Source organism: Streptomyces sp. Q2, from assembly GCF_056820935.1.
Genome location: NZ_JBXEJE010000002.1, coordinates 417,280 through 437,297, shown reverse-complemented (window position 1 = coordinate 437,297; position 20,018 = coordinate 417,280). Strand labels below are relative to the sequence as shown.

Here is a 20,018-nt window from a genome sequence, read left to right as displayed (position 1 = left end):
GCAAAATTTAAGGGACTCTGTTTTTCTGGGGTCATGGCAATCATCAGTACGGCCGGTCTGGCCCGTACCTTCCGGACGAAGCTCGGCCCGGTGGAGGCCGTGCGCGGCATCGACCTGACCGTCCGCGAAGGGGAGATCCTCGGCTTCCTGGGCCCCAACGGCGCCGGGAAGACCACCACCCTCCGGATGCTCACGACCCTGCTGGCGCCCACCGGCGGCGCGGCCACCGTCGCCGGCTGCGACCTGGCCGCCGATCCGGCCGGGGTGCGGCGGGCGTGCGGCTACGTGGCGCAGTCGGGCGGCGTGGACCCGCAGATCACCGTGCGGGAGGAGCTGGTCACCCAGGGCCGCCTGTACCGCCTGCCGAAGGCCCGGGCGGCCGAGCGCGCCACGGAACTGGCCCGCGACCTGGACCTCACCGACCTGCTCGACCGCAAGGCGGGCGCGCTGTCCGGCGGGCAGCGCAGGCGCCTGGACATCGCGATGGCGCTCACACACCGCCCGAAGGTCCTCTTCCTCGACGAGCCGACGACCGGCCTGGACCCGGGCAGCCGCGCCGACCTGTGGGACCTGGTCCGCCGGCTGCGCGACGAGCACGGCACGACCGTCTTCCTGACCACCCACTACCTCGACGAGGCCGACGCACTGTCCGACCGCCTGGTGGTCGTCGACCAGGGCGTGGTGGCGGCGGAGGGTACCCCGAGCGCGCTGAAGCTGAAGTACGGCGGCTCGGTCGACGCTCCCCTCCAGGACACCTTCCTCGCGATCACCGGCCGCCGCCCCGCCCCGGCCGACACCGTCCCCGTAGCCGTATAGGAATCCCGAGATGCTGCTCCGCGACACGGCCCTCATCTACGGCCGCTACCTCCGGCAGTCCCTGCGCTCCCGCTTCGCGCTGCTCTTCGGCGCGCTGATGCCGCTGCTGTACCTGGTGTTCTTCGGTCCCCTGCTGACCGGCCTGCCGCTCGGCGGGCAGGGCAGTTCCTGGCAGGTGCTGGTGCCCGGACTGCTACTCCAACTCGGCCTGTTCGGCGCGTCGTTCGCCGGGTTCTCGGTCATCATCGAGAACGGCCAGGGAGTGGTCGAGCGCATGCGGGTCACACCCGTCAGCCGCCTGGCCCTGCTGCTCGGCCGCGTCCTGCGCGACGCCACGGTGTTCGTCTTCCAGGCGGTGCTGCTGGTGCTGGCCGCGGTGGCGATGGGCCTGCGCGCGCCGCCGGCGGGAGTCCTGATCGGCTTCGCGTTCGTCGCCCTGCTCACGGTCTCCCTGGGCTCGCTGTCGTACGCGCTGGCGATGAGGCTCCCCACCCCGGCGCAGTTCGGCCCCGCGGTCAACGCGCTGAGCATGCCGTCCATGCTGCTGTCCGGCCTGATGCTCCCGATGACGCTGGCACCGGCCTGGCTGGACGTGCTCTCGCACCTCATGCCGTTCCGCTATCTGGTGGACGCGGTGCGGGAGGCGTACGTCGGCTCGTACACGACGGCACCCATGCTGTACGGCGTCCTGGTGGCCGTCGGCTTCGCCACGCTGTCCGTGACAGTGGGCACACGGGTCTTCCGGACGTCCGGCGCGTAACTACTCTGACCTCATGGTCAATCTGACGCGCATCTACACCAGGACCGGCGACCAGGGCACCACCGCCCTCGGCGACATGAGCCGGGTCGCCAAGACCGACCCGCGGATCACCGCGTACGCCGACGCCAACGAGGCGAACGCGGTGATCGGCACGGCGATCGCGCTGGGCGGACTGGACGAGGAGATCGTCAAGGTCCTCACCCGTGTGCAGAACGACCTGTTCGACGTGGGCGCGGACCTGTCGACACCGGTGGCGGAGAACCCCGAGTTCCCGCCCCTGCGGGTCGAGCAGTTCTACGTCGACAAGCTGGAGGCGGACTGCGACCGCTTCAACGAGCGGCTGGAGAAGCTCCGCTCCTTCATCCTCCCCGGCGGCACCCCGGGCGCGGCCCTCCTCCACCAGGCCTGCACGGTCGTACGCCGGGCCGAGCGGTCCACGTGGGCGGCGATGGAGGTGCACGGCGAGGTCATGAACCCCCTCACCGCGACCTACCTCAACCGCCTGTCGGACCTGCTGTTCATCCTGGCGCGCACCGCGAACAAGGACGTGGGCGACGTGCTGTGGGTGCCGGGCGGCGAACGCTGACGTCAGCGGCCGCCGGCCGACGGCCGCAGCGCCTGGACCAGGCCCGGCAGGACGAACGCTCCCCCGACCCACATCATCACCACGCCGACCTTCGTCAAGGTCACGACCGGGGTCTCGACATCCCCGGTGAACAGCCACAGCACCAGACCGATCCCTAAGGTGCCGACGCCCTCCAGCAGGTTCTTCATCGCCTTGCTCATCGCCGGGCACTCTCCTTCGTAAGGCTGGTCCGGGGTTCCGGCTGGGTTCCCGCCGGTGCCTTCTTCGGCCAGATCAGATACGCCAGCGCGACCAGTCCGTGGATGCCGGCGGCCCTGAGCGCGGCTCCCTGGAAGGAGCGCAGGGACGAGACGTCACCAGCGTCGCCGACGTACCAGACCGCTCCCTGGAGCAGGGCGCACGCCACGGCNTTCTTCGGCCAGATCAGATACGCCAGCGCGACCAGTCCGTGGATGCCGGCGGCCCTGAGCGCGGCTCCCTGGAAGGAGCGCAGGGACGAGACGTCACCAGCGTCGCCGACGTACCAGACCGCTCCCTGGAGCAGGGCGCACGCCACGGCCGCGGCCAGGAGCGTACGCAGCCACAGGCGGCCCTCGTGCCGGGCCCGCGCCATGCCGTACCGCGGCGGGCCCACCGGCTTGGGGGCGCCGCCCAGGCGGTGGGCGGCGTGGCCGTCGAGCCAGCGGATCGTGTAGTGGCCGTAGGCGACGGTGTAGCCGATGTAGAGCGCCGCCAGACCGTGCTCCCAGCCCGGTTCGGCGCCGTTCCTCAGGTCGATCGCCGTGACGACGAACAGGACCAGCTCCAGCACGGGCTCGCACAGCAGCAGCACCACGCTCGTCCGGCGCCGCTTCAGCAGATAGCGGGCGGCCAGGCCCAGCGCCAGCAGCACCCAGAATCCGACCTCGCAGGCGATGATCAACGCGACGATCACGGTTCGCTCCCTTCGGTCACCTTTCCAGGCTCCCGGCGGAATCCGGGCGAGGCGTCGTCGGCGGTGACGAAGTCGCGGTACATCGAAGGATGCAGTGCGGGACGGTCCCTGGGAAGCACGCGTGCGGCGCGCGGGCCGTGTTGGATGGAAGCCATGGCCCCGCGACCGCCCCGGCCGCACCGCTTCGACGTGTGCGTCGCCGTCACCGGACTGCTCTGCGGTGTGCTGGTGTGGGCGCTCGGCCTGTACTCCAACCCGGGGCGGGCCCTGCCCGGAGCGTGGGTGCTGGCGCCGCTCGCCGTGATGTCCGCGCTGGAGCTGCTGCGCCGGACCAGACCCCAGCTGGCCCTCTCCCTCGGGACCGTCATGGTGGTCGCCGACCAGTTCACCCGCGGCAACATCGTCACGGTCACCATGTACACGGACCTGATGTACGCGGCCGCCCTGTACGGCAGTCCGTCCGCCGCCCGCCGCCTGCCCGTCACCACGGGACTGGTCACGGTGGGCGTGACGGTCGGGTTCGTGGCCTGGTGGCGGGTGCCGGAGGCGCTGCTCATCGGGTTCGTGACCGGCGTGGTCTCCTTCGCCCCGGCCGCCACCGGCGCACTCGTGCGCTCGCACCGCGACGCCGCCGAGACGGCCCGGCTCCGTGCCGACCAGACCGCGCTGCTCGCCGAGATGGACCGCTCCCAGGCGGTGGTCGCCGAGCGCTCCCGGATGGCCCGCGAACTGCACGACCTGGTCGCAGGCCATCTGTCCGCGATCGCCATCCACTCCACGGCCGCGCTCTCCCTCGACGACCCCGTGACCTCCCGGGAGGCGCTGGGCGTCATCCGCGAGAACAGCGTCGCGGGGCTGGCCGAGATGCGCCGGCTCATCGGCATCCTGCGCGACAGCAGCGGTGACCGCGAACCGGCCGCGGCCCCGACCCTCGACGGCCTCGGCTCCCTGGTCGAGGGCGCCCGCACCAACGGCCTCGACATCACCCTCGACACCGAGTACGGCCCGCTGCCCGCGCCGGTCGAACTCGCCGCGTACCGCATCGTCCAGGAGTCGCTGACCAACGCCCTCAAACACGCCTGCCCCGGCCGCGTCACCGTGGCGCTCGCCCAGCGGGACGGCTCGCTCACCGTCGCGGTCACCAGCCCTTACGGCGACCGGGACGGCCCACGCGCTCCGGGCTCGGGCGCCGGACTGGTCGGTATGCGGGAGCGGACGGCGCTGCTGGGCGGCACGTTCGAGGCCGGACCCGAGGGCACGTTCTGGACCGTACGCGCCACGCTTCCCCTCACCCAAGGAGACCCCGCATGAGCCGACCCGTCCGGGTCCTTGTCGCCGAGGACCAGTCGGCCGTCCGCGCCGGACTCGTCCTCATCCTGCGCAGCGCCCCCGACATCGAGGTGGTCGGCGAGGCCGCCGACGGTGAGCAGGCGGTGGCGCTGGCCAGGGAGCTGCGGCCGGACCTGGTGCTGATGGACGTTCAGATGCCGCGTCTGGACGGGGTGTCGGCGACTCGTCAGGTCGTCGCCGAGGGCCTGGCCGACGTGCTCGTGCTGACCACCTTCGACCTCGACGAGTACGTCTTCGGGGCACTGCGGGCCGGCGCCGCCGGGTTCCTGCTGAAGAACACGGAGGCGAGGGACCTCATCGAAGCCGTCCGCACGGTGGCCCGCGGCGAGGGCCTCATCGCACCGGCCGTCACCCGGCGCCTGATCGCCGAGTTCGCGGCGAAGCCGGTACGGGAACCGGGAGCCGACCCGGCGATCCTAGGCTCCCTCACCCGCCGGGAGCGCGAGGTGCTGTCCTGTCTCGGCGAGGGGATGTCCAACGCCGGTATCGCGGACCGCCTGGACATGGCCGAGGCCACGGTGAAGACGCACGTCAGCCGACTGCTTGGGAAGCTGGAGCTGCGCAGCCGGGTCCAAGCGGCCGTACTGGCACAGGAGTTGGGGATCTGAGGCCACGGGCGTGGCACAACAGGCCTACTGGTCCAGACCTATTGACCTATGGTCCAGACCTTTCTATTCTCGCGGCACCGTGGGCGTGAAGGCTCAGTCGCGCCCCCAACCCCGAGGAGGCGCAGCATGCGCTTCAGACACAGAGCCGCGGCAGCGTTCGCGACACTGATGCTTCCCTTCGCCGGCCTGGTCGGCCTCGCGAGCCCCGCCCAGGCCGCGACGTCCGCCACCGCCACCTACACCAAGGCCTCCGACTGGGGCACCGGTTTCGAGGGCAGGTGGACGGTGAAGAACACCGGCACCACGTCCCTCAGCTCCTGGACCGTCGAGTGGGACTTCCCCTCCGGTACGTCCGTCACCTCCGCCTGGGACGCCGACGTCACGTCGTCCGGCACCCACTGGACGGCCAAGAACAAGTCCTGGAACGGCACCCTCGCCCCCGGCGCCTCCGTCTCCTTCGGCTTCAACGGCGCCGGCTCCGGCTCCCCCGCGGGCTGCAAGATCAACGGCGGCAGTTGTGACGGCACCACCGTCCCCGGCGACGCCGCCCCCTCCGCCCCCGGCACCCCCACCGCCTCCGACGTCACCAACACCTCGGTGAAACTGGCCTGGACCGCGGCCACCGACGACAAGGGCGTCAAGAACTACGACGTCCTGCGCGACGGTGCGAAGATCGCCACCGTGACGACGACCTCGTACACGAACACCGGCCTCACCGCCGGAACCGCCTACTCCTACTCCGTCCAGGCCCGCGACACCGCCGACCAGACCGGCCCGGTCAGCGGCGCGGTCGCCGTGCGCACCACCGGCGGCACCACCGACCCGCCGCCCGGCTCCAAGGTCAAGCTCGGCTACTTCACCGAGTGGGGCGTCTACGGCCGCAACTACCACGTCAAGAACCTGGTGACCTCGGGCTCGGCCGCGAAGATCACCCACATCAACTACGCCTTCGGCAACGTCAAGGACGGCAAGTGCGTCGTCGACGACACCTACGCCGCCTACGACAAGGCCTACACCGCCGACCAGTCCGTCAGCGGCACCGCCGACACCTGGGACCAGCCGCTGCGCGGCAACTTCAACCAGCTCCGCCAGCTCAAGGCCAAGTACCCGCACATCAAGGTGCTGTACTCCTTCGGCGGCTGGACCTACTCCGGCGGCTTCGCCCAGGCCGCGGCCAACCCGGCCGCCTTCGCCGCCTCCTGCAAGGCCGTCGTCGAGGACCCGCGCTGGGCCGACGTGTTCGACGGCATCGACATCGACTGGGAGTACCCGAACGCCTGCGGACTGACCTGCGACACCTCAGGCCCCGCGGCCTTCAGGAACCTCATGCAGGGCCTGCGCTCGGCGTTCGGCCCGAACTACCTGGTCACCGCCGCCATCACCGCCGACGGTTCCTCCGGCGGCAAGATCGACGCGGCCGACTACGGAGGCGCATCCTCGTACCTCGACTGGTACAACGTGATGACGTACGACTACTTCGGCGCCTTCGACAAGGACGGCCCGACCGCCCCGCACTCGCCGCTCACCTCGTACTCGGGCATACCGGCCGCGGGCTTCAACTCCGCCGACGCGATCGCCAAGCTGAAGTCGAAGGGCGTCCCGTCCGCCAAGCTCCTGCTCGGCATCGGCTTCTACGGCCGCGGCTGGACCGGCGTCACCCAGTCCGCCCCCGGCGGCACCGCGACCGGCGCGGCACCCGGCACCTACGAGGCGGGCATCGAGGACTACAAGGTGCTCAAGACGTCCTGCCCGGTCACCGGCACCATCGCGGGCACGGCGTACGCCCACTGCGGCAGCAACTGGTGGTCCTACGACACGCCCTCGACGATCGCCGGGAAGATGACCTGGGCCAAGAACCAGGGCCTGGGCGGCGCGTTCTTCTGGGAGTTCAGCGGCGACACCGCGGGCGGCGAGCTGGTGAGCGCCATCAACAGCGGACTGTCGTAAAGAGGCTCGCCAGGCAACGTCGACGCTCCCCAGACTTCGTCCTCGGGGGACCCCCACCCAGCGAGTGAATGCGGCTACGCCACATTCACTCGCTGTCCAGGCGGGGCTGCCTCCAGCCACGCGAGAAAGCCGGTCAGCGCGTCCTCGCTCATGGCGAGCTCGAGACGCGTTCCCCGGTGCAGACAGGTCAGGATGATCGCGTCGGAGAGCAGCGCCAGCTCCTCCTCGCCCTCGGGGAGGCGGCGGCCGGCCACCTCGATCAGGGAGCGTTCCAGGACGCGGCGCGGGCGGTAGGCGTAGGAGAAGACGCGGTACCACTCGACACGGTCGCCGTTGTAGCGGGCGACGCCGTAGCTCCAGCCCTTGCCGCTGGTGTCCGGTTTCTCGGAGACGTCCCAGCGCAGGGAACAGTCGAAGGTGCCGCCGGAACGCTGGATGAGCCGGCGACGCAGACCGAAGACGAACAGCCCCAGTGCCACCAGGGCCACGACGATTCCGCACACAGTCAGAGCGAGGACCATCGACACCGACCTCCTCGTCTCCTAGGTACCCGAAACAGGTAACGGAACGGAAAAAACATCCATATCTGCCTCAGCCGCGGTCGGCTCCGGATTGCTCCGGTGCCGGCCGCGGCTGAGTGACGTCATCGCCTACGCGCTGGGATCAGCGCGCCGTCGCCGCTCGCAGTCGTACGTCCGCGCGACGCTCGGCGTGGGCGTCACCCTCCGCCTTCGCGCGCTCGAGCTCGCGCTCCGCGCGCTGGACGTCGATCTCGTCCGACAGCTCGGCGATCTCGGCCAGCAGCGACAGCTTGTTGTCGGCGAACGAGATGAAACCGCCGTGCACCGCGGCGACGACCGTTCCACCGTCACTCGTACGGATGGTCACCGGGCCCGACTCCAGCACACCGAGCAGCGGCTGGTGACCGGGCATGACGCCGATGTCGCCGGACGTGGTGCGCGCGACGACCAGGGTGGCCTCGCCGGACCAGACCTCTCGGTCGGCCGCGACCAGCGCGACGTGCAGCTCAGCAGCCAAGGTGGCTCCTCGGGTCACCACCCGGCGGGTCTGCCGGGTGTTGGTTACAAGTCTAGTGGGCGTGGGAGAGGGGGCGGGACGCGCCCGCCCCCTCACACGAACTCAGAGCTCAGAACTCCTCAGGTCCGAGTTCAGGAGACGCCCAGCTCCTTCGCGTTCTTCTTCAGGTCCTCGATGCCACCGCACAGGAAGAACGCCTGCTCCGGGAAGTGGTCGTACTCGCCGTCGATGATCGCGTTGAAGGCCGCGATCGACTCGTCCAGCGGGACGTCCGACCCGTCGACGCCGGTGAACTGCTTGGCGACGTGGGTGTTCTGGGACAGGAAGCGCTCCACACGACGGGCGCGGTGGACGGTGAGCTTGTCCTCCTCGCCCAGCTCGTCGATACCGAGGATCGCGATGATGTCCTGAAGGTCCTTGTACTTCTGAAGAACCGACTTGACGCGCATCGCGGCCGCGTAGTGGTCCGCCGCGATGTAGCGGGGGTCCAGGATGCGGGACGTGGAGTCCAGCGGGTCCACGGCCGGGTAGATGCCCTTCTCGGAGATCGGACGGGACAGAACCGTCGTCGCGTCGAGGTGGGCGAAGGTGGTGGCCGGGGCCGGGTCGGTCAGGTCGTCCGCGGGGACGTAGATCGCCTGCATCGAGGTGATCGAGTGACCACGGGTCGAGGTGATGCGCTCCTGGAGGAGACCCATCTCGTCGGCCAGGTTCGGCTGGTAACCCACCGCGGAGGGCATACGGCCGAGCAGGGTCGAGACCTCGGAGCCGGCCTGCGTGAAGCGGAAGATGTTGTCGATGAAGAACAGCACGTCCTGCTTCTGCACATCGCGGAAGTACTCCGCCATGGTCAGACCGGCCAGGGCCACGCGCAGACGGGTGCCCGGGGGCTCGTCCATCTGACCGAAGACCAGCGCGGTCTTGTCGATGACGCCCGACTCGGACATCTCCTCGATGAGGTCGTTGCCCTCACGGGTGCGCTCGCCGACACCGGCGAACACGGAGACACCGTCGTGGTTGTTGGCGACGCGGTAGATCATCTCCTGGATGAGCACCGTCTTGCCGACGCCGGCACCGCCGAACAGACCGATCTTTCCACCCTTGACGTACGGGGTGAGGAGGTCGATGACCTTGACGCCGGTCTCGAACATCTCGGTCTTCGACTCGAGCTCGTCGAAGCGCGGGGCCTTGCGGTGGATGGACCAGCGCTCGCCCTCGTACTGCTCGTCGACGTTCAGCACCTCACCGAGGGTGTTGAACACCTTGCCCTTGGTGAAGTCGCCGACCGGAACGGTGATGCCCGTGCCGGTGTCGGTGACCGCGGCCTGGCGGACCAGACCGTCGGTGGGCTGCATCGAGATCGTGCGGACCAGGCCGTCACCCAGGTGCTGGGCGACCTCCAGGGTCAGCGTCTTCTTCGCACCGTCCTGGGCCGGGTCGGCCACCTCTACGTGCAGAGCGTTGTAGATCTCCGGCATCGCGTCGACGGGGAACTCCACGTCGACGACCGGGCCGATGACCCGGGCGACGCGGCCCGTGGCAACGGCCGTCTCAACTGTCGTCGTCATTACCTGTCACTCCCCGCGGTCGCGTCGGCCAAGGCTGCGGAGCCACCGACGATCTCGCTGATTTCCTGGGTGATTTCGGCCTGGCGGGCCGCGTTGGCAAGTCGGGAGAGCGTGGTGATGAGCTCTCCCGCGTTGTCGGTGGCCGACTTCATCGCACGGCGCGTGGCGGCGTGCTTGGAGGCGGCCGACTGGAGCAGCGCGTTGTAGATACGGCTTTCGACGTAGCGCGGCAGCAGGGCGTCGAGGACGTCCTCCGCCGACGGCTCGAAGTCGTACAGCGGAAGGATCTCGCCCTGGGGCGCCTCCTCCGCGACCTCTTCGAGGCGCAGCGGCAGCAGGCGGCTGTCGATCGCCGTCTGCGTCATCATCGAGACGAACTCGGTGTAGACGATGTGGAGTTCGTCCACGCCGCCCTCGGCCGTGTCCTTCTCGATGGCCTCGATCAGCGGACCCGCGACCTTCTTCGCGTCCGCGTAGGTGGGCTCGTCGGTGAAGCCCGACCACGACTCCACGACCTTGCGCTCGCGGAAGTTGTAGTGGGCCAGACCGCGACGGCCGACGATGTACGTGTCGACCTCCTTGCCCTCGGCCTCAAGACGGGCGGTCAGCAGCTCCGCCGCCTTGATGGAGTTGGAGTTGAAGGCGCCGGCCAGTCCGCGGTCGCTCGTGAGGAGCAGCACCGCGGAACGGCTCGCCGTCTCCGCCTCCGTGGTCAGCGGGTGCTTGGTGTTCGAGCCGGTGCCGACCGCCGTGACCGCGCGGGTGAGCTCGGTCGCGTACGGCGTGGAGGCCGCCACCTTGCGCTGCGCCTTGACGACGCGCGAGGCGGCGATCATCTCCATCGCCTTGGTGATCTTCTTGGTCGCGGTGACGGATCGGATGCGACGCTTGTAGACCCGGAGCTGGGCTCCCATGAGTCAGGTCCCTTCCTTACGTCACTTGGAGACGTTGACGGACGGAGCGTCCTCGCCGAGCAGCTTGCCGTCCGAGGTCTCGAACTGCTTCTTGAAGTCGGCGATGGCGTCGGCGATGGCCGTCAGCGTGTCGTCGGACATCTTGCCGCCCTCCTTGATGGAGGTCATGAGGCCCTGCTCCTTGCGGTGCAGGTACTCCAGGAGCTCCTTCTCGAAGCGACGGATGTCGACGACCGGAACGTCGTCCATCTTGCCGGTGGTGCCGGCCCAGACGGAGACGACCTGGTCCTCGGTCGGCATCGGCTGGTACTGAGCCTGCTTGAGCAGCTCGACCAGACGCTGACCGCGCTCCAGCTGCGACTTCGACGCGGCGTCCAGGTCGGAACCGAAGGCGGCGAACGCCTCCAGCTCACGGAACTGGGCGAGGTCCAGACGCAGACGGCCGGAGACCTGCTTCATCGCCTTGTGCTGCGCGGAACCACCGACTCGGGAGACGGAGATACCGACGTTCAGCGCGGGGCGCTGACCGGCGTTGAACAGGTCCGACTCCAGGAAGCACTGGCCGTCGGTGATGGAGATGACGTTGGTCGGGATGAACGCCGAGACGTCGTTGGCCTTGGTCTCGACGATCGGCAGACCCGTCATCGAACCGGCGCCCAGGTCGTCGGAGAGCTTCGCGCAGCGCTCCAGCAGACGGGAGTGCAGGTAGAAGACGTCACCCGGGTAGGCCTCACGGCCCGGCGGGCGGCGCAGCAGCAGCGACACGGCGCGGTAGGCGTCGGCCTGCTTCGACAGGTCGTCGAAGATGATCAGGACGTGCTTGCCCTCGTACATCCACTGCTGGCCGATGGCCGAGCCGGTGTACGGCGCCAGGTACTTGAAGCCGGCCGGGTCGGACGCCGGGGCGGCGACGATGGTCGTGTACTCCAGCGCGCCGGCCTCGTCGAGGGCGCCACGCACGGAGGCGATGGTCGAGCCCTTCTGACCGATGGCGACGTAGACGCAGCGGACCTGCTTCTTCGGGTCGCCGGAGCGCCAGTTGTCACGCTGGTTGATGATCGTGTCGACGGCCAGGGCGGTCTTGCCGGTCTGGCGGTCACCGATGACCAGCTGACGCTGGCCACGGCCGATCGGGGTCATCGCGTCGACGGCCTTGTAGCCGGTCTCCATCGGCTCGTGCACCGACTTACGGGCCATGACGCCCGGGGCCTGCAGCTCAAGGGCGCGTCGGCCGCTGGTCTCGATCTCGCCGAGGCCGTCGATCGGGTTGCCGAGCGGGTCGACAACGCGGCCGAGGTAGCCCTCGCCGACGGCAACCGACAGGACCTCGCCGGTGCGGGTGACCGGCTGGCCCTCCTCGATGCCGCTGAACTCGCCGAGGACGACGGCACCGATCTCGCGCTCTTCGAGGTTCAGCGCGAGGCCGAGGGTGCCGTCCTCGAACTTCAGCAGTTCGTTCGCCATGGCCGAGGGCAGGCCCTCGATCTTGGCGATGCCGTCGCCGGCGACGGTGACCGTCCCGACCTCCTCGCGCGAGGCCGCGTCCGGCTTGTACGACTGGACGAAGTTCTCCAGCGCGTCCCGGATCTCCTCCGGCCGGATCGTGAGCTCCGCCATCTGGGTTCCCTGCTCTCCTTGTTGGGCCCGAAGTTTCACTTTGGGGTCTGGGGGCGACCCCCAGGATTCTTCTGCACGGCCCAACACGGGCCGTAATAAGTACGTACTGCTATGAAGTTGCTGCTAGCCCGCCAGGCGGCGGCCGGCGTCCTCGATACGGTCCGCGATGGAGCCGTTGATGACCTCGTCGCCGATCTGCACCCGGATCCCGCCGAGGACCTCGGGGTCCACGTCGATGTTGAGGTGCATCGTGCGGCCGTAGAGCTTCGCGAGGGCGGCACCCAGGCGCTGCTTCTGCGGGTCGCTCAGCGGTACCGCCGAGGTGACGACGGCCACCATGCGGTCCCGGCGCTCGGCGGCGAGCTTGGACAGGGACTCCAGTCCCGCTTCCAGGCTACGTCCCCGCGGCGCGGTAACAAGGCGTGTCACCAGACGCTCGGTGGTCGCGGTGGCCCGGCCGCCGAGCAGGCTGCGCAGCAGCTCGCTCTTGGACGAGACGCCCGCCTTGCGGTTGGTGAGCGCGGCGCGCAGCTCGGTGGTCGAGGCGACGATCCGGCCGAACCGGAACAGCTCGTCCTCGACACTGTCGAGCGTGCCCGCCTGCTGCGCGGCGGTGAGGTCGGCGAGGGCCGCCAGCTGCTCCAGGGCGTCCACCAGGTCACGCGACTGTGACCAGCGGGAACGCACCAGGCCGGACACCAGGTCGACGGTCTGACCGCCGACCTGGGAGCCGAGCAGGCGCTGGGCCAGTTCGGCCTTGGCCTCGCCGGACTGCGCCGGGTCGGTCAAAACCCGGCGCAACGACACCTCGCGGTGCAGCAGCGCGGTGACGGCGGCCAGCTCGTCGGCGAGCGAGCCGGCGTCCACGGACGTGGAGTCCGTCAGCGCGTCGAGACGCTCGCGTGCGGCTGCCAGGGCCCCTCGGCTCGCTCCGTTCATCGCGTGGCCTCGGCCTTCTGGTCGAGCTCGTCGAGGAAGCGGTCGATGACGCGGCTCTGCCGGGCGTGGTCCTCGAGGGACTCGCCGACGAGCTTGCCGGCCAGGTCGGTGGCGAGCTTGCCGACGTCCTGGCGCAGCGTGGCCGAGGCGGCCTTGCGGTCGGCCTCGATCTGGGCGTGACCGGCGGCGACGATCTCCTCGCGCTGCCGCTGGCCTTCCGCGCGCATCTCGGCGATGAGCGTGGCGCCCTGCTCCTGCGCCTCCTGGCGCAGCCGCGCGGCCTCGTGGCGGGCCTCTGCGAGCTGGGCCTTGTACTGCTCAAGGACGCTCTGGGCCTCGGTCTGTGCGGCCTCGGCCTTCTCGATACCGCCCTCGATGGCCTCGCGACGCTCTTCCAGAACCTTGTTGATGGTCGGGAGGAGCTTCTTGGCGAGGAAGCCGAAGACGATGACGAAAGCGATGAGGCCGATGACAACTTCCGGCCACGGCGGGATGAGGGGGTTCTCCTTCTCACCCTCAGCCGCCAGGAAAACCAGGGCGGATGTCACATCAGTGCCTTTCGTCGAAAGGGTCGGTCGTCAGCGTTCGTCTTAGTAGACGAACGGCATGACGAGACCGATCAGGGCGAGCGCCTCACAGAACGCGAAGCCCAGGATCTGGTTGGCGCGGATGAGGCCGGCCGCCTCGGGCTGGCGGGCGAGGGCCTGGGTGCCGTTACCGAAGATGATGCCAACGCCGACGCCGGGGCCGATGGCCGCAAGACCGTAACCGACGGAACCGAGGTCACCGGTGACAGCAGCAAGGTTGGACATGCCAGTTCTTCCTTCTCTTTACGGACCGGTGGGGGTTGGCCACCGGACGACTCTGGGGTTCGAACGCGGGGTGCTCAGTGGTGCTCGGCGAGCGCGCCCTGGATGAAGGTGCAGGTCAGGAGGACGAAGACGTACGCCTGAACCGCCTGGATGAAGAGTTCGAAGGCCGTCATCACGATGACCATCACGAACGAGACGGCGGAGTAGGCGATGCCGATGCCGTTCAGCATGTACCAGCTGGCGATCGTGAAGAGCAGCAGCAGGGTGTGGCCGGCGAACATGTTCGCGAACAGTCGCACCGCGTGCGTGAACGGGCGGACCAGCAGGTTCGAGAAGAACTCGATGGTCATGGCCAGCGGGAGCACCGGGCCGAGCGACTTGTCGTAGCCCGTGAAGTTCTTGAAGGCACCGACGAAGCCATGGCGCTTGAAGGTCAGCGAGACCCAGGTGATGTAGACGATCAGGGCCAGGATCGCCGGGTAGGCGATGATCGACGTCACCGGGAAGGCGGCGACCGGGATGATCGACCAGAGGTTCATCATCCAGATGAAGAAGAACAGCGAGACGGCGAGCGGGACGTACTTCTCGCCTTCCTTCTTTCCGATCGTCTCGTAGACGATGCCGCGGCGTACGAAGTCGTAGCCGGCCTCGGCGACCATCTGGAGCTTGCCGGGGACCAGCTTCGGCCTGGCGAAGGCGGCCCAGAAGAAGCCAACGACGATGATGGAGCCCAGAAGCGCCAGCAGCATCGGCTTGTTGAAGTAGAGGCCGTTGCCGTCGGCGTCGCCCAAGAGCGGCTCGAACAGGAACGAGTGCAGGCCCGGAGCCGGGAAGCCACAACCGTCGAACAGGTGGCAGTCGGTCTCGAAGGCGAGCGTCTGCGTCGGGTCAGCACTCACCGCGGGCTCCTTCAGCGTGGCGCATAGGTACGGCAACCTCGTTGTGTCGGCGCGGCGCGCAGCCGCGGTTCGGCACGGGACTGGTGTTTCGAATGTGGGGGCGGCCGGGGGGCATCTCGCCTCGCGATTGAGCAGGCGTCAGCTCAGATGCCCGCGCCCGCGATGCCGCAGTTGGCACCGGACGATAGCAGCATCTCTGTAGCGTCCTTATCCCGGCCCTACCCCTCACGACGAGTGCCCCGTCTTTTCGGGCTTGTCGCCCGAAGACTCGGGCTCTACGTAGAGGATCTTGGCCTTCATGTGGGCGCGCGTCTGTGCGGCGATCCACACGAGGGTGCCGATGACGAGCGCGATCGCGAAGGCCCGGGCGTTGAACAGCGTCGTGTTCTTGAAGGCCGCGAGGAAGATGAACAGCAGCAGAATCTGTGCCGCGTACAACATCAGGCCCATGGCCTGGAAAAGGTGCGGAAGCGATTTGGCAGTGCGCTGCAGAACGTAGAGGCCGATCCCCATGAAGAGGATCACGATCAGCGTCGCCACGCCCGCCCCGACCGCTCCCTTGCCACCGGCGACCACACCACTGACGACGGCGGCTACGGCGCCGACGGCAGCTGTGGGCACAGCGGCCTGGAGCAGGATCCGGACGTCGTTGGACGGCATGGCGGCAACTCCGCTTTCACAGGGGGGCAGGGGTGTCGTCATGGACGAGCGTAGTCCCGGGCTGAGGGTGGACCTCACGCCAAGGGACCGTCGCACTGCGGTCCTTCGGCTCTATCCGGGGTTCTCGTGAACCGTATCACAAACTATTTGATGCGGTCTTTACCAAGTGGTGTGCTCGCTGTCACACATGAGAGTGACCGTGCGCGTCTGTGCAGGAACCAGGGTGACTTGTCTGGTATTGGGGAGCTTTGCTTCCCCACGACTTGGCAATGCTCTAGTCAGATTCTTACCTTGTCCACGTCAGCGCGACGTTCCGGCCTTGCGCCCGTCCAACAAACGTGCCCGGGCGCCGAGGGCGGTCGCTCCGTTGACACCCGACACCCCCGCGGCCACCGGAGCGCGGCTCTCCTCCTCCACCGCCACCGTCGGCGCGGGCTCCGCGGCGGCCGCCCGGCGGCGGTAGCGCGGCGGTACGAAGTGCTGGGCCCAGCGCGGGGCGCGCGGTGTGAAGCGGGGCAGCAGGAGCAGCAACAGCCCGATGGCGCTGAGGAACACGACACCGAGCACGATCCACATGGACGCCGAGTTCACCGAGTAGGCGAGCGCGCCGAAGGCGATCAGCGCCGACCAGAAGTACATGATCAGGACGGCCCTGCTGTGCGAGTGGCCGACCTCCAGCAGGCGGTGGTGCAGGTGACCGCGGTCCGCCGCGAACGGCGACTGACCACGCCAGGTGCGGCGCACGATGGCGAGGATCAGGTCGGCGGCCGGGATCGCGATGATGGTCAGCGGCATCAGGAGCGGGATGTAGATCGGCACCATCTGGTGCACCGCGCTGCGCTCGGACCCGCCGAAGAGGTTGTCCGGGTCGACCTGGCCCGTGATGGAGATCGCGCCGGCCGCCAGCACCAGGCCGATCAGCATCGAGCCCGAGTCGCCCATGAAGATGCGCGCCGGGTGCATGTTGTGCGGCAGGAAGCCCACGCACATGCCCATCAGGATCGCCGCGAACAGCGTGGCCGGGGCGGCCGCCTCGATGCCGTACGAGTACCAGATGCGGTAGGCGTACATGAAGAACGCGGCCGCCGCGATGCACACCATGCCGGCGGCGAGGCCGTCGAGGCCGTCCACGAAGTTGACCGCGTTGATGGTGATGACGACCAGCGCCACCGTCAGCAGGGTGCCCTGCCACTGGGTCAGCGCGACCGTGCCGACGCTCGGGATCGGCAGCCACAGGATCGTCAGACCCTGCATGACCATCACGCCCGCGGCGATCATCTGGCCGCCCAGCTTGATCAGGGCGTCGATCTCGAACTTGTCGTCCAGGACGCCGATCAGCCAGATGACAGCCGCTCCGGAGAGCAGCGCGCGCGGCTCGTTCGACTTCTCGAAGACCTGGTTGAGGTTGGTCAGGTGGTCCGCGACCAGCAGGCCCGCGCACAGCCCGAAGAACATCGCGATCCCGCCGAGCCGCGGAGTGGGTTCCCGGTGCACGTCACGCGCCCGGATCTCCGGCATCGCCCCGGCCGCGATCGCGAACTTCCGTACCGGCCCTGTCAGCAGATACGTCACCGCGGCCGTGACGCAGAGCGTCAGCAGGTATTCACGCACGGGCTTCCCCACAGGTCTCGCTGGCCATCTCAGTCCCACACACTAGCGATGCGCGCATAGGGTTGAGGACTTCCGGGTAGCGACGATGGTTGCACGTGTGGCTGTGTGCTGATCAGCGCCTACCCAGGTTCAGCCGGGATACGGCGGAAATCCCCCGGCCAGCTCCCGCACTTCTTCACGGGCCTTCTGACTCTCCACGTCACCCCTGAGGACCTGCGCGAACAGGACGGCGATGCGCACCATCTCCGTCTCCCCCATGCCCTGCGTGGTCACGGCCGCGGTGCCCAGGCGCAGGCCGCGGACGTCGGCGTGCGGCAGCGCGCAGCAGTCGAGCACCATCCCGGCCGCCGCGAGCCGGCCGCGCGCGGTGCGGCCGTCGACGCCGAGCGGCGCCGGATCGGCGGTGACCAGGTGGGTGTCGGTCCCGCCGGTGGTGACGACGAGCCCCTCGGCGGCGAGCCTGGCCGCCAGTACCCGGGCGTTGGCGACCACCTGATGGGCGTACGCCGTGAAGGCCGGTGTCGCCGCCTCGCCGAACGCGACGGCCTTGGCGGCGATGGTGTGCATCTGGGCGCCGCCCTGGGTGAAGGGGAACACCGCCCGGTCGACCCGCTCGGCGAGATCGGCGCCGCACAGGATCATGCCGCCGCGCGGGCCGCGCAGCACCTTGTGGGTGGTGGCGCACACGACGTCGGCGTACGGCACCGGGTTCGGCGCCGCTCCCCCGGCGACCAGGCCGATGGGGTGCGCGGCGTCCGCGATCAGGTACGCGCCCACCTCGTCGGCGACCTCCCGGAAGAAGGCGTAGTCGATGTGCCGGGGGTAGGCGATGGAGCCGCACACGATCGCCTTGGGCCGGTGGGTACGGGCCAGCGTGCGCACCTGGTCGTGGTCGATCAGCCCGGTCTCCGCGTCCACCCCGTACCCCACGAAGTCGAACCAGCGGCCGGAGAAGTTGGCGGGCGAGCCGTGCGTGAGGTGGCCGCCGTAGGGCAGCCCGAGGGCGAGCACGGTGTCGCCGGGGCGCAGCAGGGCGGCGTACGCGGCCAGCACGGCCGACGAGCCCGAGTGGGCCTGCACGTTGGCGTGTTCGGCCCCGAACAGCGCCTTGGCACGCTCCACGGCGATCCGCTCGGCGACGTCGACGATCTCGCAGCCGCCGTGGTACCGGGCACCGGGATACCCCTCCGCGTACTTGTTGGCGAGGGCCGAGCCGAGGGCGGCCAGCACGGCCGGCGAGGAGAAGTTCTCGGCGGCGATCAACTGCAGCGTCGTCGACTGCCGGTCGGCCTCCCCGAGCAGGATCTCGGCCAGCTCGGGGTCCTGCCGCAGCAGGACGCCGGTGGTCTCAGGGGCATGGGTGACCGACATGGTGGGCTCCGGGCGTCGACGGTGACGTACGTCCAATGTAGGCCCGGGAGGCAAGGGGCGCGCGGTCGTTGCGTCCGTGCAGGTGCACGCCCATTCAGCCCGTCTGGGGGTCCCTCTGGGGGAGTTCAGGGACGAGCGCGAAGCGCGACAGGGGGGTCCGGGGGCGCGGCCCCCGGGGTCGGGACGGGAAGGGGCGGCGGGGGCGAACCGGCGTCACGTGCGCGCGGGAACCCCGGTCAACGCCGTGACGACCGGATCCAGCGCCTGGTTTATCTCGTCCCCGATCGACCGGAAGAACGTCAGCGGGGCGCCGTACGGGTCGTACACCTCGTCCGCCTCGGCCGTCGGGGCCAGCAGCCACCCGCGTAGAGCCGCTGCCGCGCGGACCAGGGCGCGGGCGCGGGCCACCATGCCGTCCTCCAGGGGAGGCAGGGTCGCGGGGTCGATCGCCTTCACCAGGCGGGTGAACTCCTTCAGGGTGAAGGTGCGCAGCCCCGCCGAGTGGCCCATGGAGATGACCTGGGCGCGGTGGTCACGGGTCGCCGTCAGGACCAGGTCGGCCCTGATGACGTGGTCGTCGAGCAGTTCGCGGCCGGTGAAGCCGGAGGCGTCCGCGCCGAAGTCGGCCAGCACGGTCTCCGCGTTGGCCTCCATGGGCGCGCCCTCGTGGCCCCAGGTGCCGGCGCTCTCCACGATCAGCCCGCCCCATCGGGGGTCGCCGAGCCGGTCCGCCAGGGCATGGCGGGTCAGCCGCTCGGTGATCGGCGAGCGGCACACGTTGCCGGTGCTGACGTGGAGGATGCGGAAGCTGTCGAGCGGGAGGCCCTGTTCGAACAGGCTTCCCGCCCCTTCCCCGTTGCCTATGCCACGCCCCGCGTCAGGGGCCGTCAATTCGCCACCTCGAGGTCGGGTACGACCTTGCGCAGCTCGTCCGCCGAGATCGCGCCCGCGCGCAGCAGCAGCGGCACCTCACGCGTGACGTCGACGATCGAGGACGGGACGTTGCCCGGGGTCGGGCCCCCGTCGAGGTACACGGAGACCGAGTCGCCGAGCATCTCCTGCGCCGCGTCGCAGTCCTCCGGCGCCGGGTGGCCCGTCAGGTTCGCGGAGGAGACGGCCATCGGGCCGACCTCGGTCAGCAGCTCGATGGCGACCGGGTGCAGCGGCATGCGCACGGCAACCGTGCCACGGGTGTCCCCCAGGTCCCACTGGAGGGACGGCTGGTGCTTGGCGACCAGGGTGAGCGCGCCCGGCCAGAAGGCGTCGACCAGCTCCCAGGCCAGCTCGGAGAAGTCCGTGACCAGGCCGTGCAGGGTGTTCGGGGAGCCGATGAGCACAGGGGTGGGCATGTTGCGGCCCCGGCCCTTGGCCTCCAGCAGGTCGTGCACCGCTTCCGAGGAGAACGCGTCGGCGCCGATGCCGTACACCGTGTCGGTCGGCAGCACCACGAGCTCGCCACGGCGGACGGCGGACGCGGCCTCGCGCAGACCGGTCGTGCGGTCGGTCGCGTCATTGGTGTCGTATCGCCGTGCCATGTCTAGCGGGCCTCCTCGTACACGAAGTACACGTACTGCTGCGGGTCGAAGAT

22 protein-coding genes are annotated in these 20,018 nt (G+C 69.4%); 6 read left to right on the top strand and 16 right to left on the bottom strand.

Annotated features, from left to right (window positions below; genetic code table 11):
* Positions 1-33: 33 nt before the first annotated feature.
* The 3 genes from ACWBNA_RS04235 to ACWBNA_RS04225 are packed head-to-tail and all read left to right on the top strand — an operon-like array spanning position 34 to position 2,162.
* Entirely contained in the window at positions 34-816 is a 783-nt protein-coding gene (locus ACWBNA_RS04235; protein ID WP_482702393.1) for an ABC transporter ATP-binding protein, read from the top strand.
* 10 nt (positions 817-826) lie between these two features.
* Positions 827-1,576, top strand: a complete 750-nt coding sequence (locus tag ACWBNA_RS04230) for an ABC transporter permease (protein ID WP_482702391.1) — start codon at positions 827-829, stop codon at positions 1,574-1,576.
* 13 nt (positions 1,577-1,589) lie between these two features.
* A complete protein-coding gene (locus tag ACWBNA_RS04225; RefSeq protein WP_482702389.1) occupies positions 1,590-2,162 on the top strand; it encodes a cob(I)yrinic acid a,c-diamide adenosyltransferase in 573 nt (190 codons plus the stop codon).
* A gap of 2 nt (positions 2,163-2,164) precedes the next feature.
* On the opposite strand, the gene ACWBNA_RS04220 is transcribed toward ACWBNA_RS04225, so the two are convergent.
* Positions 2,165-2,362: a DUF5708 family protein gene (locus ACWBNA_RS04220; protein ID WP_482702387.1), complete on the bottom strand. Its 198-nt coding sequence runs from the start codon at positions 2,360-2,362 to the stop codon at positions 2,165-2,167.
* Entirely contained in the window at positions 2,359-3,096 is a 738-nt protein-coding gene (locus ACWBNA_RS04215) for a hypothetical protein (protein ID WP_482702385.1), read from the bottom strand. The genes ACWBNA_RS04220 and ACWBNA_RS04215 overlap by 4 nt, the downstream gene beginning before the upstream one ends.
* Before the next feature lie 153 nt (positions 3,097-3,249).
* On the opposite strand from ACWBNA_RS04215, the gene ACWBNA_RS04210 reads away from it, so the two are divergent.
* From ACWBNA_RS04210 to ACWBNA_RS04200, 3 genes are all read left to right on the top strand, one after another.
* Positions 3,250-4,407 (top strand): sensor histidine kinase, encoded by a 1,158-nt coding sequence (locus tag ACWBNA_RS04210; protein WP_482702383.1) that lies wholly within the window; start codon positions 3,250-3,252, stop codon positions 4,405-4,407.
* Positions 4,404-5,054: a response regulator gene (locus tag ACWBNA_RS04205; RefSeq protein ID WP_482702381.1), complete on the top strand. Its 651-nt coding sequence runs from the start codon at positions 4,404-4,406 to the stop codon at positions 5,052-5,054. The genes ACWBNA_RS04210 and ACWBNA_RS04205 overlap by 4 nt, the downstream gene beginning before the upstream one ends.
* A 126-nt stretch (positions 5,055-5,180) precedes the next feature.
* On the top strand, positions 5,181-7,001 hold the full coding sequence (locus ACWBNA_RS04200) for a glycosyl hydrolase family 18 protein (RefSeq protein ID WP_482702379.1): 1,821 nt from the start codon (positions 5,181-5,183) through the stop codon (positions 6,999-7,001).
* 74 nt (positions 7,002-7,075) lie between these two features.
* On the opposite strand, the gene ACWBNA_RS04195 is transcribed toward ACWBNA_RS04200, so the two are convergent.
* From ACWBNA_RS04195 to ACWBNA_RS04130, 14 genes are all read right to left on the bottom strand, one after another.
* Positions 7,076-7,522, bottom strand: coding sequence for a DUF2550 domain-containing protein (locus tag ACWBNA_RS04195; protein ID WP_383866923.1), 447 nt, complete (start codon positions 7,520-7,522; stop codon positions 7,076-7,078).
* Positions 7,523-7,664: 142 nt separating this feature from the next.
* Positions 7,665-8,039: a F0F1 ATP synthase subunit epsilon gene (locus ACWBNA_RS04190; RefSeq protein ID WP_482702376.1), complete on the bottom strand. Its 375-nt coding sequence runs from the start codon at positions 8,037-8,039 to the stop codon at positions 7,665-7,667.
* Between the two features lie 131 nt (positions 8,040-8,170).
* Positions 8,171-9,607 carry a F0F1 ATP synthase subunit beta gene (gene atpD, locus ACWBNA_RS04185; protein WP_383866925.1) on the bottom strand — a complete coding sequence of 479 codons (1,437 nt, stop codon included), beginning with the start codon at positions 9,605-9,607 and terminating at the stop codon, positions 8,171-8,173.
* Positions 9,607-10,521 carry a F0F1 ATP synthase subunit gamma gene (locus ACWBNA_RS04180; protein WP_482702374.1) on the bottom strand — a complete coding sequence of 305 codons (915 nt, stop codon included), beginning with the start codon at positions 10,519-10,521 and terminating at the stop codon, positions 9,607-9,609. The genes atpD and ACWBNA_RS04180 overlap by 1 nt, the downstream gene beginning before the upstream one ends.
* 21 nt (positions 10,522-10,542) lie before the next feature.
* Positions 10,543-12,138: a F0F1 ATP synthase subunit alpha gene (atpA, locus tag ACWBNA_RS04175; RefSeq protein ID WP_482702372.1), complete on the bottom strand. Its 1,596-nt coding sequence runs from the start codon at positions 12,136-12,138 to the stop codon at positions 10,543-10,545.
* 123 nt (positions 12,139-12,261) lie between these two features.
* On the bottom strand, positions 12,262-13,077 hold the full coding sequence (locus ACWBNA_RS04170) for a F0F1 ATP synthase subunit delta (RefSeq protein WP_482702370.1): 816 nt from the start codon (positions 13,075-13,077) through the stop codon (positions 12,262-12,264).
* Complete coding sequence (locus tag ACWBNA_RS04165) at positions 13,074-13,625, bottom strand: F0F1 ATP synthase subunit B (RefSeq protein ID WP_482702367.1); 552 nt, start codon at positions 13,623-13,625, stop codon at positions 13,074-13,076. The genes ACWBNA_RS04170 and ACWBNA_RS04165 overlap by 4 nt, the downstream gene beginning before the upstream one ends.
* A 42-nt stretch (positions 13,626-13,667) precedes the next feature.
* Complete coding sequence (gene atpE, locus ACWBNA_RS04160) at positions 13,668-13,889, bottom strand: ATP synthase F0 subunit C (RefSeq protein WP_004925497.1); 222 nt, start codon at positions 13,887-13,889, stop codon at positions 13,668-13,670.
* Positions 13,890-13,963: 74 nt separating this feature from the next.
* Entirely contained in the window at positions 13,964-14,788 is an 825-nt protein-coding gene (gene atpB / locus ACWBNA_RS04155; protein ID WP_482702365.1) for a F0F1 ATP synthase subunit A, read from the bottom strand.
* A 225-nt stretch (positions 14,789-15,013) separates the two neighbouring features.
* Positions 15,014-15,448, bottom strand: coding sequence for a Cg1360 family ATP-synthase-associated protein (locus ACWBNA_RS04150; protein ID WP_482702363.1), 435 nt, complete (start codon positions 15,446-15,448; stop codon positions 15,014-15,016).
* Between the two features lie 300 nt (positions 15,449-15,748).
* Complete coding sequence (locus ACWBNA_RS04145) at positions 15,749-17,059, bottom strand: MraY family glycosyltransferase (protein ID WP_482702361.1); 1,311 nt, start codon at positions 17,057-17,059, stop codon at positions 15,749-15,751.
* A gap of 129 nt (positions 17,060-17,188) precedes the next feature.
* Positions 17,189-18,430 carry a serine hydroxymethyltransferase gene (locus ACWBNA_RS04140; RefSeq protein WP_482702359.1) on the bottom strand — a complete coding sequence of 414 codons (1,242 nt, stop codon included), beginning with the start codon at positions 18,428-18,430 and terminating at the stop codon, positions 17,189-17,191.
* 213 nt (positions 18,431-18,643) lie between these two features.
* Positions 18,644-19,321, bottom strand: coding sequence for an arsenate reductase/protein-tyrosine-phosphatase family protein (locus ACWBNA_RS04135; RefSeq protein ID WP_482702357.1), 678 nt, complete (start codon positions 19,319-19,321; stop codon positions 18,644-18,646).
* Entirely contained in the window at positions 19,318-19,965 is a 648-nt protein-coding gene (locus ACWBNA_RS04130; protein WP_482702355.1) for an L-threonylcarbamoyladenylate synthase, read from the bottom strand. The genes ACWBNA_RS04135 and ACWBNA_RS04130 overlap by 4 nt, the downstream gene beginning before the upstream one ends.
* Positions 19,966-20,018 lie beyond the last annotated feature (53 nt).